Here is a 13,246-nt window from a genome sequence, read left to right on the forward strand (position 1 = left end):
ACCCGTTTCCGCATTGGAGTTGCTCGATGGGCAACCATCTGGCTTTGGTCACCGATAGGGCCAGCCTTGAGATCGATTACGACATGCCCTTGCTGCTCGACGCCTGCAAGGCGGTCGGCATCAGGGCCGAGATACGTTCCTGGCAGGATCCCGGCATCGCATGGGACCGTTTCGACGCCGTCCTGCTGCGCTCCCCGTGGAGCTATGTGGAAAACCTTCCGCAGTTCCTGGAGTGGTGCGAACGCGTCAGCGACGTGACGTCCCTGTTCAACCCGCTGCCGGTGGTGCGGTGGAACCTCGACAAGCATTACCTCGCGGATCTGGCCGGTGCGGGCGTGCCGGTCGTGCCGAGCGGCTTCGTACCCCCGGGCGCGGACCCCGTAGCGGCTCTTCGGACGTTCCTCGCCGAACACGACGGAGCCGCGGAGATCGTGGTGAAGCCGGCCATCGGCGCGTACTCCCGGGACGTACAGCGCTTTTCCCGGTCAGCCGAAGACGGAGCGGCCGCGCACCTCCGCAAGCTGCTCGACCAGGGCCGACACGTCATCGTGCAGCCCTACCTGGACTCGATCGACCGCGACGGCGAGACCGACCTCATCTACTTCGACGGCGTCTACAGCCACGCCATCCGCAAGCGCGCACTGCTCCTGCCGGACGGCACCGTCGATGAGCCGACGCAGGAGGCCCGCGCGGCGCGGGCGGCCACCGAGGACGAGCGGGCCGTTGCCGCGGCCGCACTGGATGCCGCCGCCGCACACCTGAAGCTGCGGGAGCCGCTGCTCTACGGCCGCGTCGACCTCGTCCGCGGCGCGGACGGCAATCCTCTGGTCCTCGAACTCGAACTCGGCGAACCGTCGTTGAGCATTCCGTTCGCGGAATCCTCCGCCGCGCGGTTCGCGCGGGCCATCTCCGTACGGCTGGAAGAAACCTCTCGGAAGCGGAAGAGCCGATAACAGTGACATCGCAGCAGAATTCCCTCACACCCCTCGCCACCACCACGACGGCCCCGCCCACCGGCGGAACCCTGTACGCGGCGCTCGGCGTCATCAGCTTCTCCTTCAGCTTCCCCGGGACGGTGTGGGCGCTCGACGGGTTCGGGCCCTGGAGTGCCATCGGGGTCCGCGGTGTCCTCGCCGCCGTCATCGCGCTGGCCGCACTCCTTCTGACCCGGGCACCGCTGCCGGCGCGCGCGGACTGGCCCGCGCTCGCCGTCGTGGCGGGCGGCTGCGCGGTCGGATTCCCGCTGCTCACCACGCTTGCGCTGCAGACCTCGTCCACCGCGAACTCGGCGATCGTGATCGGCGCGCTGCCGATGGCCACGGCAGCGATCTCCGCGGTGCTGACGCGGCGCAGTCCGTCGAAAGTCTTCTGGGCCGCGGCCGGTATCGGTGCGGCCACCGTCGTCGTCTACACGCTGTCGCAGAACCACGGCCGGCCGACCGTCGCGGACCTCTACCTCTTCGGCGCCCTGCTGGTCTGCGCGGCGGGATACGCGCAGGGCGGGCGGCTCACCGCACGCATGCCGGGCTGGCGCGTCATCGCCTGGGGCGTGGTGCTGGCGGCCCCGGTCAACTTGGTCGTGTCCTTGTTCGCGCTCTCGAACGAAACCGTGCACCTCACCACCAAGGCGATGGTCGGCATGGCCTACATCGCGGCCGTCTCACAGTTCGGCGGGTTCGTCGTCTGGTACAAGGGCATGGGCCTCATCGGCGTGGCGAAGGCAAGTCAACTCCAGCTGGCCCAGCCACTGTTGACGCTGGTGTGGGCTGTTCTGCTGCTCGGCGAGAACTTCACCGCGGCGGTTCCGCTGACCGCGGCCATCGTGCTCACCTGCATCGTGGTCACGCAGAGGGCCAGAACGTCCTGAGACCGGAGCGGGAGGGGGTGGCGCACGCCTTTGGGCCTGCCGTCGGCCCCAAGATCCGGACCAATCACGAACCAACTCGACACTCTCCGGTGCGAGCTGGTCCTGTCCCGCTGCTCAGCGGGGTCGTGAGCCGTGTACCACCAGCAGACGAAGAACCTGCTCGTGTCCTACTCGGCGAAGAAGCTCGGGTTCTTCTAGAGGGTTGTGGAAAGGTGCCTGACCTGGGGTTTTGCTGGTCAGGCACCTTCCGGCCGACCCATTCAGAGCAGAGCCCGTTTTGCGCTTTACCCCCCAGTTTCCACCACCGCTGTCCCGCTCCTGACCAACGCTTCCGGACCAGTCACGGACCAAAACCCCAACTCACCCCGCAGGCGCTGGGCCCTGGCTGACGCGGTCCCGCTCCTGCATGGACCGCTCGATGAGGCGGTTGGCCTGTTCCCGGACGCCGTCCAGGAACTTGGCGTAGTGAAGGGGAGGGCGCGGGACGCTACAGGGGGCGGGAGGTCGCCAGAACGCGGGCGACGGCGGCGATCTCGGCCGGGGCCTCGGTGTCGAACGTGACGCTGCAGCCGGGGCCCAGCTTCCAGGAGTGCAGCCGCAGGGCCTCGAACGGTCGTGGAGAAGCCGGAGGTGGAAACCTCCACGTTCACCGGCATCACCTATCTGACCTGGTGTTTCATCAGAAGGAGCCTGCGCTGACCTGCCCCTGCAATCGTTCGTCAGTACCTTCGGGATCTTTCCCGTCTGCCCCCGGCCCACTGCTGCCCGTTGCCATCCAAGCCAGTCGCCATGTCATCGAACTGAGAATCCGTCCACGACAGTCCGGCGAGCGGTGCCGTCGTCCCCGGCCTCGACGGTGCCGCCGGCGAGCACGGTGGTGTCGAGGTACTGGATCGGCCGGGCCATGCCGCGGACGCCCCAGGACTTGCCGCAGGGTGGGGAGTTCCGATCAGGCTCCCGCACCAGGGGCCTATGCGTCGGCCCCGTAGGTCCCGAACTCCGGAAGCCCCGTCGATTCGAAGATGTGCACCGACAGGCCACCTGGTGTCGTCTGATGGCTGACGAGCCGCAGGCCGGCCGGTGCGCCGCCGTCCGGGAACAGGCGTCGGCCCTGACCCACCACGACCGGGGCGATCACGAGCCGCAGCGTGTCGATCAGCCCAGCGGCCAGTAGGGACTGGGCCAGTTGGGCGCTGCCGTGGATCTGCAGTTCCCGGCCGGGCTGCCGCTTCAGTTCGGCGACCTGGGCGGGGACGTCGCCGGACAGGATCGTGGTCGGGTTCCACTCGGCCTTGGTCAGGCTGTGGGAGGCCACGTACTTCGGCAGACCGTTCAAGATGCCGGCGGAGGGATGGTCGGTCATCTTCGGCCAGTCCCGCGCAAAGTTCTGGTAGGTACGGCGGCCGAACAGGAACGCGTCCGCCTCGCCGAGCCAGGTGCCGGCCAGCCGGTCGAACTCCTCGTCCAGGTGCGGCACGAACCAGCCACCCCGCTTGAATCCGTCACTGGTGTCCTCGTCCGGGGATCCCGGCCCCTGGGAGACACCGTCGAGCGTCAGGAACTCCTGCACAACCAGCTTCATCGCGCACCACTTCTCTTCGACCTCGATTGGCCGACTCAGCTTATTCGGGAGGGGACGCGACCGTACCCACTCCTTAACTGGGCGTTTCGTCCCCGGATTTGGGGGTCAGGTTCCGCGCCAGGTGGGGGGTGGCTTCGCGGGTCAGCTCTGTCCGGGTGGCCGTCAATACCGATGTCATGCTGCGTACCGGCGGCCACGCCGTCCGTATGCCCGGCCGCCGGCTTCCGTTCGTGCCCGGCATGGACGCCGCCGGTGTGATCGACCAACTCGGGCCCGGGACCGGCGACCGGCTTGCCATCGGCCAGCGGGTGGTCGCCATGGTGCTGTTCACCAGCCCGCGCGGCGGGGCGTATGCCGAGCAGGTCGTGGTGCCCGCCGCGTCGGTGGTGTCGGCCCGGGAGGGAGCCGACTTTCCCGCGGCGTCCACCCTGCTCATGAATGCTCTGACCGCACGCCTTGCCCTGGACGCGCTGACCGTGCCGCACGGCGGGACCGTCGCCGTGACCGGTGCGGCCGGTGCCGTTGGCGGGTACGCGGTCGAGCTGGCCAAGGCCGTCGGGCTGACCGTGATCCCAGACGCCGCCCAACGCGATACCGAGCTGGTCCGCGGCTTCGGCGCCGACCACGTCGTCGAGCGCGGCTCCGGTGTCGCCGCTCGCATTCGCGCGCTGGCACCCGACGGTGTCCCCGGCCTCGTGGACGGCTCGGTGCAGACCACCGGGATAGTGCCTGCCGTCGCCGACGGCGGGACGCCGGCCGAGCTGCGGGGCTGGTCCGGACCGGCCGAGCGCGGCATCCGGGTGTGCCCGGTGATGGCGCCGGACGGCATGACCGACACCAAGGGCCTGGACCGGCTCCGCCGCCAGGCCGAGGACGGCACGTTGACGCTGCGCGTCGCCGAGGTGCTGCCCGCCGACGAGGCGGCAAGGGCCCACCGCATGCTGGAGTCCGGCGGCCTGCACGGTCGGTTGGTGCTCGACTTCTCCTGAGGACGCCGCCGCGGCCGGCTGACCTCCCCCTCGTCCTGCTTCAACTCGCATGCAGCGCCGTCTGCTGAGCGCTCGGAACACGATCTTGTTGAGGTGTTCTGGTGGGGCGTGACCAGCAGGACGATCACCCCGTTCGGGGTGGTGTGGACGGGCGATGAACTGCGGTCATCGCCCGCGCGAACCCCTGCTGGGAGCACCACGCGCACCGGCGCAGGGTCGCCGTGACGGTGACCACCAAGTCGACAAGGTTCTGATGAGTAGTAGCCCTCGTCCAGGTCCTCGACGGAGGCACTGGTGCGTCGGATGGGCAGGTCGAGGGCCTCGCACAGGCCCCGGGTCCGCATCGACCGGCCGGTGTCGGCGAAGACTTGAGAGGTACCGGCAACGCATCCCGGTCGGCCCCCGCCGGGCCGGGCATCGTGCCTTTGCCCGTCGCGCAACACTGCTGACGCGGCAGCGGTGGAAAAGAAGGTGCTCCTGCCGCGCGACATCCTGCCGTCTCACGTAGTCAAGAGGGGTATGCACGGGGATCACGGAACAAGAGAACAGGCGGGGGCCGAGTGAAATCAGCACAGGAGGATCAGTACCTGGAGTTCGTGGCCGCGAGGGCGAAGGCGCTGTACCGCTCGGCGTACGTACTCGCCGCCGGCGACACACATCTTGCCGAGGACCTGGTCCAGGAAACCCTCAGCCGCGTGTACGTGCACTGGAAGCGGGTGGCCAGAGCGGACAGCCCGGCGGCCTACGCCCAGACGGTTCTGGTCCGCACCTCCCTCACCCAGCGGCGTCGGCGAAGCACCGGCGAGCGCCCCACCGGGAACATGCCCGACAGCGCGGCGGCCGGCCCGGACGCCGCACTGCGGCTCACCCTGCTGGACGCGCTCGGCCAACTGCCGCCCCGCGACCGGGCGGTGCTGCTGCTGCGCTACTGGGAGGACCGCAGCATCGAGGAGACCGCCCAGATGCTCAAGCTGAGCAGCAGCGCGGTCCGCTCCCAGGGCACCCGCGCACTCAACAGGGTGCGCGCGTTGCTCGGCGACAGCCTGGCCGACCTGGTTCCGCACTGAGCGCCGGTGCACACAGGTCGAAGCCACCGCAAAGCCCCTATCAGCGACAGAAAAGGTGACGCCAGCATGCCGTTCGAAGCAGACCTCGCACACGCCCTGAACCGCGCGACCGACTCCATCGAACCCGATCTCACCACGCTCCTGAGCGGAGCCGTCGAGCGCGGGCGGAGCCGCAGTCGGCGCCGGCGCAGCGCCGGCGTCATCGCCGGGGTCGGCGCCTGCGCCGCGGTCGCGGCAGCCGGCCTGGTGCTCCCCGGCGCGCTCGCCGGGACTCGCTCCGCAGGATCCGACATGGAAACGGTGGCGCTGGCGATGCCCCGTTCCGCGATCAGCGGCACCCAGATGATCGACGCTGTGAAGAAGACGTTCCCCGGAAGCCGGTTCGGCAAGGAGGACGGGCAGAGCAACGACCCCTCGAATCCGTCCGGCGGATGGGTCGCCAACGGCGGAGTGGACGTCAACGACGGGCACGGCGCCGCCAACGTCGGTGTCTCGGCCCTGCGGCTCAAGCTGCCGCTCAGGGACGGCGAAGGGCTGAGCTGCGACCATACGGCCGGACGTGCTGAGGTCGGCGACACCTGTGAGCTGAGCGAGCTGCCGAGCAGCGCCGCGCTTCCCGGCGGAGCCCTGGTGATGTCGGAGGCGATCGCGGAAAGGCAGCCGATCGGTGCCGACCCCGTCCCCGACTCCGACATCGCTCACCGCTGGACGACGACGGTGACCCTGAAGTCGACCGGCGCCCAGCTTCAGATGGTGCAGTGGAACACCGCCGGCGACTTCGGTAGCGGAAACAGGCCGAAGCCGACCCGTGACGCTCCCCCGCTCTCCCAGAAGCAGGCGGTGGCCGCACTCACCGGTCCCACCTGGGCGCCGATCCTCGGTGCCGTCGGCTGACCCGTTGCATTGCCGAAAGTGGGGCGGAACCTCCATGACCTGTTGCGCTGGCAGGACATGGAGGTTCTGGTCGGTGCCGTCGTCCCGCCACAGGCCGTAGTAGTGGTACACCGCGCCGCTGGGCGGTGGCGAACTTCGACCAACAGCGCGTCAGTTAGTAATGCAAGAGGTTTCCAAGAATAGGGCCAGATTCAGGGACGCGTGACCGCCACCGCTTTCGCCCCACTGCGTCGACTTCGGCGATTCTCCGCATGCGCCGCTCTGCATCATCCACGGTGTACGAGATACGAGCGGAAATGGCCGTCAGCTTCGGCAACATATCGCTCCATTCCCGCCCGCAGTGATGGGGTGAGTTGCTCCAAGGCCCTCTCTGGCGTTTGAAGCAGCAGAGGGCGGCTGCCAGGCCGAGGAACCAGGTAGTTGCGGGGTTGCGCCCGTAGCGGTGGTTGAGTCGGCGGCGGCCGGTCGGCCAAGGGTTCTCCATTGCGTCACCGCCTTCCTCATGCCGGCGGCGACCACTGCTCCAGCGGTCACGGCCTGCGGTCGATACCGCCGTGCCGGCTTGCTCATGAGGAATGGGGGTGATGTCACCTGCACAGAGGTCCTGGGCTGGCAGATCAGCTTCACTTCACTTCACGATGTGAACCGGCGATGCCCAGGAGTCCGCATCGGAGAAATCCCTGCCGCGCCAAAGCAGGATGTCAGTGGGTGGCTCCCGCCAGAGGAGAACAGCATGCGAACCACCGATGGGCCACCGGCACGGGCGTTGCGCACACCACGCGCCGCAGGGGTGGCGGGAATCATCTGCGCAGTGCTGCTGGGCAGCATTATCGTCCTGATCCGCAACGCGGTCCCCACCGCATCGGCCGAGAACACCCGCTGGCTCGCCAGCCTCTCCAACCGGGACACCTTGCAACTGGTGCTGAACCTGGTGCCGTTCACCGGGATCTTCTTCCTGTGGGTCATGGCCTTCCTACGCGACTATGTCGGCGCAGCGGAGGACCGGTTCTTCGCCACGCTCTTCCTGGGCAGCGGGCTGCTGTTCGTGGCGATGCTCTTCGTCCTCGCCTCCGCGGCCGACAGTCTGCTGGCCGCGACCGACGTTTCCCAGGCGGGCTCCCCGTCCCGGTCCTGGCGATACGGGCGTCATCTCACCCTCACCATGCTCATGAGCTACGCCACGCGCATGGGCGCCGTGTTCACCCTCTCCACCACCACGATCGGGCAGCGACTCGGTATCTTCCCCCGCTGGCTGGCCTGGCTGGGATACCTCGTCGCGCTCTACCTGATGTTCGCCGCCAGTAGCGTCCCTTGGTCCGAGCTGGTGTTCCCGGTCTGGATCCTGGCCATCAGCATCTTCGTCCTCCGGGCCAACTTCCGCCGCCGGGGCGTGCAGAGCTCTGCGTGATCCCGCCCGCACGAACCGAGAGCGACGGAGGGCGCAGCCGGCCTCCAACGCCCGTTCCCGCACCGCACTGTTCGGTGGCCTGCGCCGGGGAAAGGCGGTCAGTGGTGCAGGGCGGTCTTGGCAGCAACGAAGACCAGCCCGAAGACGAGGTTGACGGCGCCACTGATCACTACCAGACGACGAGACGCGCCGGCCCGGATCAGCGCGGCGCTGGTCCAGCCGATCAGCTCCGCCACGGCGGCAGCGAGGGCGAACCAGACGGTTCCTTCTACTCCGAGCCCGAATACCGGACTGATCGTCACGGCGGCGGCCGGAGGAACGGCGGCCACGACGATCGGCCACTCGCGGATGCCCGCCCGGCGGATCTCCTCCCAGGTCAGGGACCGGTGGGCCATCCGGTCTCCCACGACGAAGGTGTAGACGTCCGTGGCCCAGAACACCAGCGCGGTGATGAACAGGAGCAGCACGAGCTGGAGCCGCGGAAACGGGCCGAGTCCGGCCCCGGCCACAACCGAGGCGGCAAGGATGGAGCCGTAGGCGGCACTGACGTAGTCGGTACGAACCGTGTGCCGCCGCTTGCGAGCGAACGCATCTGCGGGGGTGTCGTCAGAGCATTCCCGACTGCTCACGTCCGGCTCCGTTCTCGGTTCAGCAGCGCGTACTGGAGTCAGGGGGACCGTGTTCGATCCGGTGGATGGCACCGTAGCCGCGCGGCCGAGAATGGCGGCGAAGGCGAGGAAGGAGAGCAGGATGCGCGCCGTCATCCCCGGCGCTTTCCTTCCTCTCAGGCAGGCGTGCTTCCTTCGACACGATAGATCTGCGGGCAGCTCTCGAACGGTCAACCACAACAAGGCGGCGATGGATGTTCCGTCTGCCGGTCCAACCTCGCTGTCGTGCCCATGGGCCTCCTCGATCCGGTGCGCGAGATGATTGCCGTTCTCCCAGACCGGCACCGTCACGCGAGAGCGGGGACCGCCACGTACCCGCAGGTGGCGGACCGGGTCCACACCGTATGGCGGCCGCCTCGGGTCGGTCCCCTCTCCCTCTCGCGAACCTGTCCGGCAGGGCGGACAGGGGAAGCAGGGTGCGGGAGGCGGGAGGATCATGGATCGGTATCCGCCCATCGCCGATCATGGACTCGTCGGCGACCTGCAGACGGCCGCTCCGGCCTCGTCCCGGGGAGTGGTCGACTGGCCCGCGGGGTGCGGGCCGTGCGCGGCACGGTGCGCTTCGTGCTGGAGTGCCGGTCACGGTTCGACTACGGCCGGGCCACCCATGAACTCGGCCTGCACGACGGCACCGCCACGTTCCGAGCACCTGGGGTCACCACGGATCCGCAGAGCATATTTCCCCTGCGGCCGTACGGCAGGGACGCCCGGGACGTACAGGGTGCGGTCCCCTGCACGCGGGAGAGGTAGCCGCTGCTGTCTTCACTGTCCGCGCCCGGACGAGGACACACCGCCGCCCCTGACGCCGGACGGCGTGGTCGAGCGGTTGTGGGAGGTCGTGGACTTCTGGCAGCGCTGGGTGCGCACCGCCCGTTACCGCGATGTCCTCGATGCCGCGCTGCTGCTCATCCCACGCGTCGGTTTCCCGGCTCCTCGGACCGAGAGCTGACTGTCGACGCTCGATGCCATCGAGCGCACCCTCGTGTCCGACGGCCTCGTCCACCGCTACGACCCGGTGGCTTCTCCCGACGGCCTGCGCGGCTCCGAAGGCGCCTTCAGCCTCTGCACCTTCCTCTACGTGGACGCCCTCGACCGTGCCGGCCGCCTCCGCCCGGCACGCTATGCCTTCGAGAAGATGCAGACCTACGCCAACCACGTCGGGCTGTTCGCCGAGGAGATCGGGCCCGGCGGCGAGCAACCGGGCAACTTCCCGCAGGCGTTCCCCCATCTGTCGCTGATCATGGCCGCCACCACTCTCGACGATGCCCTCGACCGGCAGCGCGGCTGACGCCCGGTCCGGCCGGTGCGGCGGACCGTCTCCGGCGCCGGCGTACGGCGGGCGGCACCACGGTGAGTGCTACGGCTTCAGGCCGTCGAAGGCGATGGGCAGGTGCCGGGGCCCCCTGAGGACCGCGTTGCGGCGGTACGGGGGCGGGTCCTCGACCAGGCGGGGGTTGTCGAGCCGGCGGACGAGTTCGGTCAGCGCGATCTGTGCCTCCAGCCGGGCCAGGGGGGCGCCGAAGCAGTTGTGGATGCCGCTGCCGAGGCCCAGGTGCTGGTTGTCGGGGCGTTCGGGGATGAAGCGGTCGGGGTCGTGGAAGCGCTGGGGATCCCGGTTGCCGGAGGCGAGCAGCAGCCAGAGCGATGCGCCTTGGGGGATGAGGGTTCCGGCGATGTCGATGTCTGCCAACGTGGTGCGCTGCGGCAGCAGTTGTACGGGGGGCTCGAACCGCAGCAGTTCTTCCACGAGCGGGACCGCCAGGCCGGGGTTGTCGCGGATCCGCTGGAGGACGTCGGGGTTGCGCAGCAGGGTGAGCATCCCGTTGGTGATGAGGTTGACCGTGGTCTCGTGGCCGGCGATCAGCAGCAGAGCCGAGGTGCTGATCACTTCCAGCGGCGACATCTGGCCGTCCGGTCCATGGCCGTCGGCCATGGCGGAGAGCATGTCGTCGCGGGGTGCGCGGCGGCGCTCCTCGATCAGGCCGGCGAGATAGGTGGCGAGATCGGCGCGCGCCTGCCGGACGGTTTGCAGCTGTGCCTCACGTTCCTCGGACGTGCCCTGGACGGGGTCGAGGCTTGCGGCGAGGGTGTCGGCCCAGCCATGGAAGTGTGCCTCGTCCTCGCGGGGGATGCCGAGGAGCCGGCAGATCACCGTGACGGGGAAGGGGTAGGAGAAGTCGTCGACGAGGTCGATCCGGTCCTGGTCCCGGAAGCCGTCGATGAGGCCGGAGACGATCTCGCCGAGCTCTCCGCGCATGTCGAATACCCGTCGGGGGCTGTGCGGAGGGCCGAAAGGCCGCATCGCCAGCCTGCGCAGTCTGTCGTGCTCGGGAGGGTCGAGCTTGAGGAACGTCGGCGGCAGGTTCGGGTCCTCCTCCTGGCCTCGGAACTCGGCAGCCTCGGCACCCAGATTGCGGGCGTCGGAGCTGACCCGCGGATCGTGGAGCAGGCCATGGATCTCCCAGTACGTGCTGACCAGATAGGGGCCCGCCTCGTCCCGCACCACCGGCGTCTTCCGGAGCTCGGCGTAGAGGGGATACGGGTCGGCGCGGTTGGCGTAGTCGGTGATCTGGCGCAGGAGTGCGACCGACGTCATGGCGGATTCCTTCCGAGTACTGCGGCCGAGAGCTGTCCGTGACGGCGCGGCGGAATCAGGCGCGCAGGGGGGTGAACGAGATGCGCCGGTCGGCCGGTGAGTGGCCGCTGAGGGTGACGGTGGGGCCGTGGCTGGGGAGCGAGGGGTCGGGGAAGCCGGCCGATTGGGGTTGCATCCCTTCGGGCCGTCGGTCGACGGTGGGGAAATCGGTCGGGAACGGCGCGGCCTGCTCGATCTGCCGCTCGTAGAAGTCCAGCCATTTCGCCTGGTCGAAGGTGACGGCGGCGATGACGCGGCCTTGGTGGCCGTAGGCCGCGGTGAAGCGGTGCTCGGCGAGTGACCCCTGGGTGATGAGGATCTGATCGGCCATGGGCGGGACGCCGACCGACTTGATGTTGACGCCGAACTGCGCGGACCAGAAGGACGGCATCCACACGTGCGGGCGCCGGTCCGAGCTGGCGCTGATCATGTTGTGGGCCGCGACCTCGGCCTGCGCGACCGCGTTGCCCCAGTGCTCCAGGGAGAGGAACTGGTAGCCGAAGAGCGGATGCGGGGAGCGGGCGACGTCCCCGGCGACGAAGATGTCGTCGGTGACGATGCCCCGTACGTCGAAGGCGCGGCATCCGGCATCGCAGGCGATCCCTCGCGGACCGGCACCAAGGCCGGATGCCGCGAGCCATTCGGTGTTGCGGGTCGCACCCAGAGAGGCGACCACCACGTCCACCTCGATTGCCGTGCCGTCCGAGAAATGGGCACGCCGCACTCGCCCTGCGGGATCCCCTTCCAAACCGGTGACCTGCACTCCACACCGCAGATCGACACCGTGCTCGCGCTGCAGAGCCGCGGCCACCCCACCGATCACGCCGCCGAGCGCACCCACCAATGGAGCCGGGCCGCGTTCCGCGACGGTGACAGGCAGCTCACGCTCACGGCAGGCAGAGGCGATCTCGGAGCCGGTGAATCCGGCCCCGATGACCAGCACCCGGCGCGGGCCGGCCTTCAGCCGATGATGCAGCTGGGCTGCGTCGTCCTTGGTGCGCAGGACGAACACCCCGTCCAGGTCTGCTTCCAGATCGTTCGGCCAGGGGCGGGCACGGACGCCGGTCGTGATCAGCAGCCGGTCGTACTCGACCGATTCGCCGTCGGCGAGATGCACCTGCCTGTCCGCCGGGTTCAGACCCGTGGCCGCGACGCCGAGCCGCCACTGTGCGTCGATCGCCCGGCGCCGCGGCAGTGCCGTGTGGTCGTAGGGCACCTTGCCGAGCAGGACCTGCTTCGACAACGGCGGTCGGTCATACGGCTCATGGGGTTCGTCACCGACCATGGTGAGCGTGCCGGTGAAGCCTTCCTCGCGGAGCGTCTCGGCGGCTCGCAGACCTGCCAGGGAGGCACCGACGATGACGATGCGTCCTTCGCGCCTGAACTTCCCCAGGTATCCGTCAGCCGACACGGGAGGCACCCGCCCTTCCCGCAGCCGGTGCTCCGGCCTCGTCCTCGACGGTGATGGCCTTGACAGGGCAGGCGCTCGCCGCCCGGAGAACGTGCTCGCGTTGCGTGTCGTCGGCCTGCGGGTCGTACATCAGTGCCTCATCACCGTGCATGGCGAACACCTCCGGGGCGAGGAAGGCGCATTGCGCGTACCCCTGGCATCGGTTGAGATCAACGACAAGCCTCATCAGGTCTCCGCTTCTTCGCGACGTCGCCGTGTGCGCTGCCGCTCTGCCACGCCGGCGTGCAACCCGGCGACAGGCCGTCCCCGCACCAGCATGGAAGGGCCCCTGGTGAGGCGCACTTCCACCGATCCGACGGGGTGACCCGACAGCGCTGCGACATCCCCCACAGGGCACACGCGAAGAAACCATCGAAGCCGCGGCAGGCCAGGACGGCCGTCCGGTGACCGGCCATGCCCGTCCGGGCACCAAGGGGAGGTCTCCACAAGGTTGACGCACCCGGCAGTCCCGGCCCGGCCACAGCAGCGGCGAGCCGCGTGGCTCGGCTCTCCCCCGCGCCAGCGGACAACCGATTACTCCCGGTTGACGCGTCGATATGCCAGTTTCGGTTCATCAGTCTCCGCGGCGCTGGTGACGCCGACGGACTCACGGTGCCGATGGGGGCCACTGGGGCAGCGGGGGCTGGCGTCCTGGTGCGTTTGTTGATCAGCAGGCGGCCGGGCGG

General features: G+C 69.1%; 11 protein-coding genes and 2 pseudogenes. 7 read left to right on the top strand and 6 right to left on the bottom strand.

Annotated elements, in window-relative coordinates:
* Positions 1 to 26: 26 nt before the first annotated feature.
* A complete protein-coding gene (gene dcsG, locus LIU39_RS01590; protein ID WP_227043723.1) occupies positions 27 to 953 on the top strand; it encodes a D-cycloserine synthetase in 927 nt (308 codons plus the stop codon).
* A complete protein-coding gene (locus tag LIU39_RS01595) occupies positions 950 to 1,867 on the top strand; it encodes a DMT family transporter (protein ID WP_372463786.1) in 918 nt (305 codons plus the stop codon). The genes dcsG and LIU39_RS01595 overlap by 4 nt, the downstream gene beginning before the upstream one ends.
* A gap of 970 nt (positions 1,868 to 2,837) precedes the next feature.
* On the opposite strand, the gene LIU39_RS01600 is transcribed toward LIU39_RS01595, so the two are convergent.
* A complete protein-coding gene (locus LIU39_RS01600) occupies positions 2,838 to 3,449 on the bottom strand; it encodes a dihydrofolate reductase family protein (protein ID WP_227043727.1) in 612 nt (203 codons plus the stop codon).
* Positions 3,450 to 3,625: 176 nt separating this feature from the next.
* Here LIU39_RS01600 and LIU39_RS01605 point away from each other — a divergent pair, with 176 nt between their 5' ends.
* From LIU39_RS01605 to LIU39_RS01615, 3 genes are all read left to right on the top strand, one after another.
* Entirely contained in the window at positions 3,626 to 4,438 is an 813-nt protein-coding gene (locus LIU39_RS01605) for a zinc-binding dehydrogenase (protein WP_227043729.1), read from the top strand.
* Between the two features lie 560 nt (positions 4,439 to 4,998).
* Positions 4,999 to 5,505: a SigE family RNA polymerase sigma factor gene (locus tag LIU39_RS01610; protein WP_227043730.1), complete on the top strand. Its 507-nt coding sequence runs from the start codon at positions 4,999 to 5,001 to the stop codon at positions 5,503 to 5,505.
* Between the two features lie 66 nt (positions 5,506 to 5,571).
* Entirely contained in the window at positions 5,572 to 6,399 is an 828-nt protein-coding gene (locus LIU39_RS01615) for a hypothetical protein (RefSeq protein ID WP_227043733.1), read from the top strand.
* A gap of 373 nt (positions 6,400 to 6,772) precedes the next feature.
* On the opposite strand, the pseudogene LIU39_RS01620 reads toward LIU39_RS01615, so the two are convergent.
* A pseudogene (locus LIU39_RS01620) lies at positions 6,773 to 6,871 on the bottom strand (IS5/IS1182 family transposase); the annotation flags it as partial.
* 261 nt (positions 6,872 to 7,132) lie between these two features.
* On the opposite strand from LIU39_RS01620, the gene LIU39_RS01625 reads away from it, so the two are divergent.
* Positions 7,133 to 7,807 carry a hypothetical protein gene (locus LIU39_RS01625; RefSeq protein ID WP_227043734.1) on the top strand — a complete coding sequence of 225 codons (675 nt, stop codon included), beginning with the start codon at positions 7,133 to 7,135 and terminating at the stop codon, positions 7,805 to 7,807.
* Positions 7,808 to 7,905: 98 nt separating this feature from the next.
* On the opposite strand, the gene LIU39_RS34750 is transcribed toward LIU39_RS01625, so the two are convergent.
* A complete protein-coding gene (locus tag LIU39_RS34750; protein WP_264482273.1) occupies positions 7,906 to 8,571 on the bottom strand; it encodes a hypothetical protein in 666 nt (221 codons plus the stop codon).
* Between the two features lie 784 nt (positions 8,572 to 9,355).
* Between LIU39_RS34750 and LIU39_RS01635 the strand changes: the two are divergent.
* Positions 9,356 to 9,763: pseudogene (locus tag LIU39_RS01635) on the top strand (glycoside hydrolase family 15 protein); the annotation flags it as partial.
* Positions 9,764 to 9,832: 69 nt separating this feature from the next.
* Here the strand turns inward: LIU39_RS01635 and LIU39_RS01640 are convergent.
* From LIU39_RS01640 to LIU39_RS01650, 3 genes are read right to left on the bottom strand one after another with little or no spacing between them, the layout of a single operon-like run.
* Complete coding sequence (locus LIU39_RS01640) at positions 9,833 to 11,071, bottom strand: cytochrome P450 (RefSeq protein WP_227043736.1); 1,239 nt, start codon at positions 11,069 to 11,071, stop codon at positions 9,833 to 9,835.
* A 55-nt stretch (positions 11,072 to 11,126) separates the two neighbouring features.
* Positions 11,127 to 12,521 (bottom strand): NAD(P)/FAD-dependent oxidoreductase, encoded by a 1,395-nt coding sequence (locus LIU39_RS01645; protein ID WP_227043737.1) that lies wholly within the window; start codon positions 12,519 to 12,521, stop codon positions 11,127 to 11,129.
* Entirely contained in the window at positions 12,511 to 12,747 is a 237-nt protein-coding gene (locus LIU39_RS01650; RefSeq protein ID WP_227043739.1) for a ferredoxin, read from the bottom strand. Before LIU39_RS01650 ends, LIU39_RS01645 begins: the two co-directional genes overlap by 11 nt.
* Between the last annotated feature and the right edge of the window lie 499 nt (positions 12,748 to 13,246).

The sequence above is a fragment of the Streptomyces pinistramenti genome (assembly GCF_020564935.1).
Lineage (GTDB): Bacteria > Actinomycetota > Actinomycetes > Streptomycetales > Streptomycetaceae > Streptomyces > Streptomyces pinistramenti.

What these genes read in the sequence shown, in the direction of transcription:
- LIU39_RS01640 (WP_227043736.1), bottom strand. Translation starts at nt 11,071, where the DNA reads ATGACGTCGGTCGCACTCCTGCGCCAGATCACCGACTACGCCAACCGC.
- LIU39_RS01600 (WP_227043727.1), bottom strand. Translation starts at nt 3,449, where the DNA reads ATGAAGCTGGTTGTGCAGGAGTTCCTGACGCTCGACGGTGTCTCCCAG.
- LIU39_RS01650 (WP_227043739.1), bottom strand. Translation starts at nt 12,747, where the DNA reads ATGAGGCTTGTCGTTGATCTCAACCGATGCCAGGGGTACGCGCAATGC.
- LIU39_RS01625 (WP_227043734.1), top strand. Translation starts at nt 7,133, where the DNA reads ATGCGAACCACCGATGGGCCACCGGCACGGGCGTTGCGCACACCACGC.
- LIU39_RS01615 (WP_227043733.1), top strand. Translation starts at nt 5,572, where the DNA reads ATGCCGTTCGAAGCAGACCTCGCACACGCCCTGAACCGCGCGACCGAC.
- LIU39_RS01605 (WP_227043729.1), top strand. Translation starts at nt 3,626, where the DNA reads ATGCTGCGTACCGGCGGCCACGCCGTCCGTATGCCCGGCCGCCGGCTT.
- LIU39_RS34750 (WP_264482273.1), bottom strand. Translation starts at nt 8,571, where the DNA reads ATGACGGCGCGCATCCTGCTCTCCTTCCTCGCCTTCGCCGCCATTCTC.
- dcsG (WP_227043723.1), top strand. Translation starts at nt 27, where the DNA reads ATGGGCAACCATCTGGCTTTGGTCACCGATAGGGCCAGCCTTGAGATC.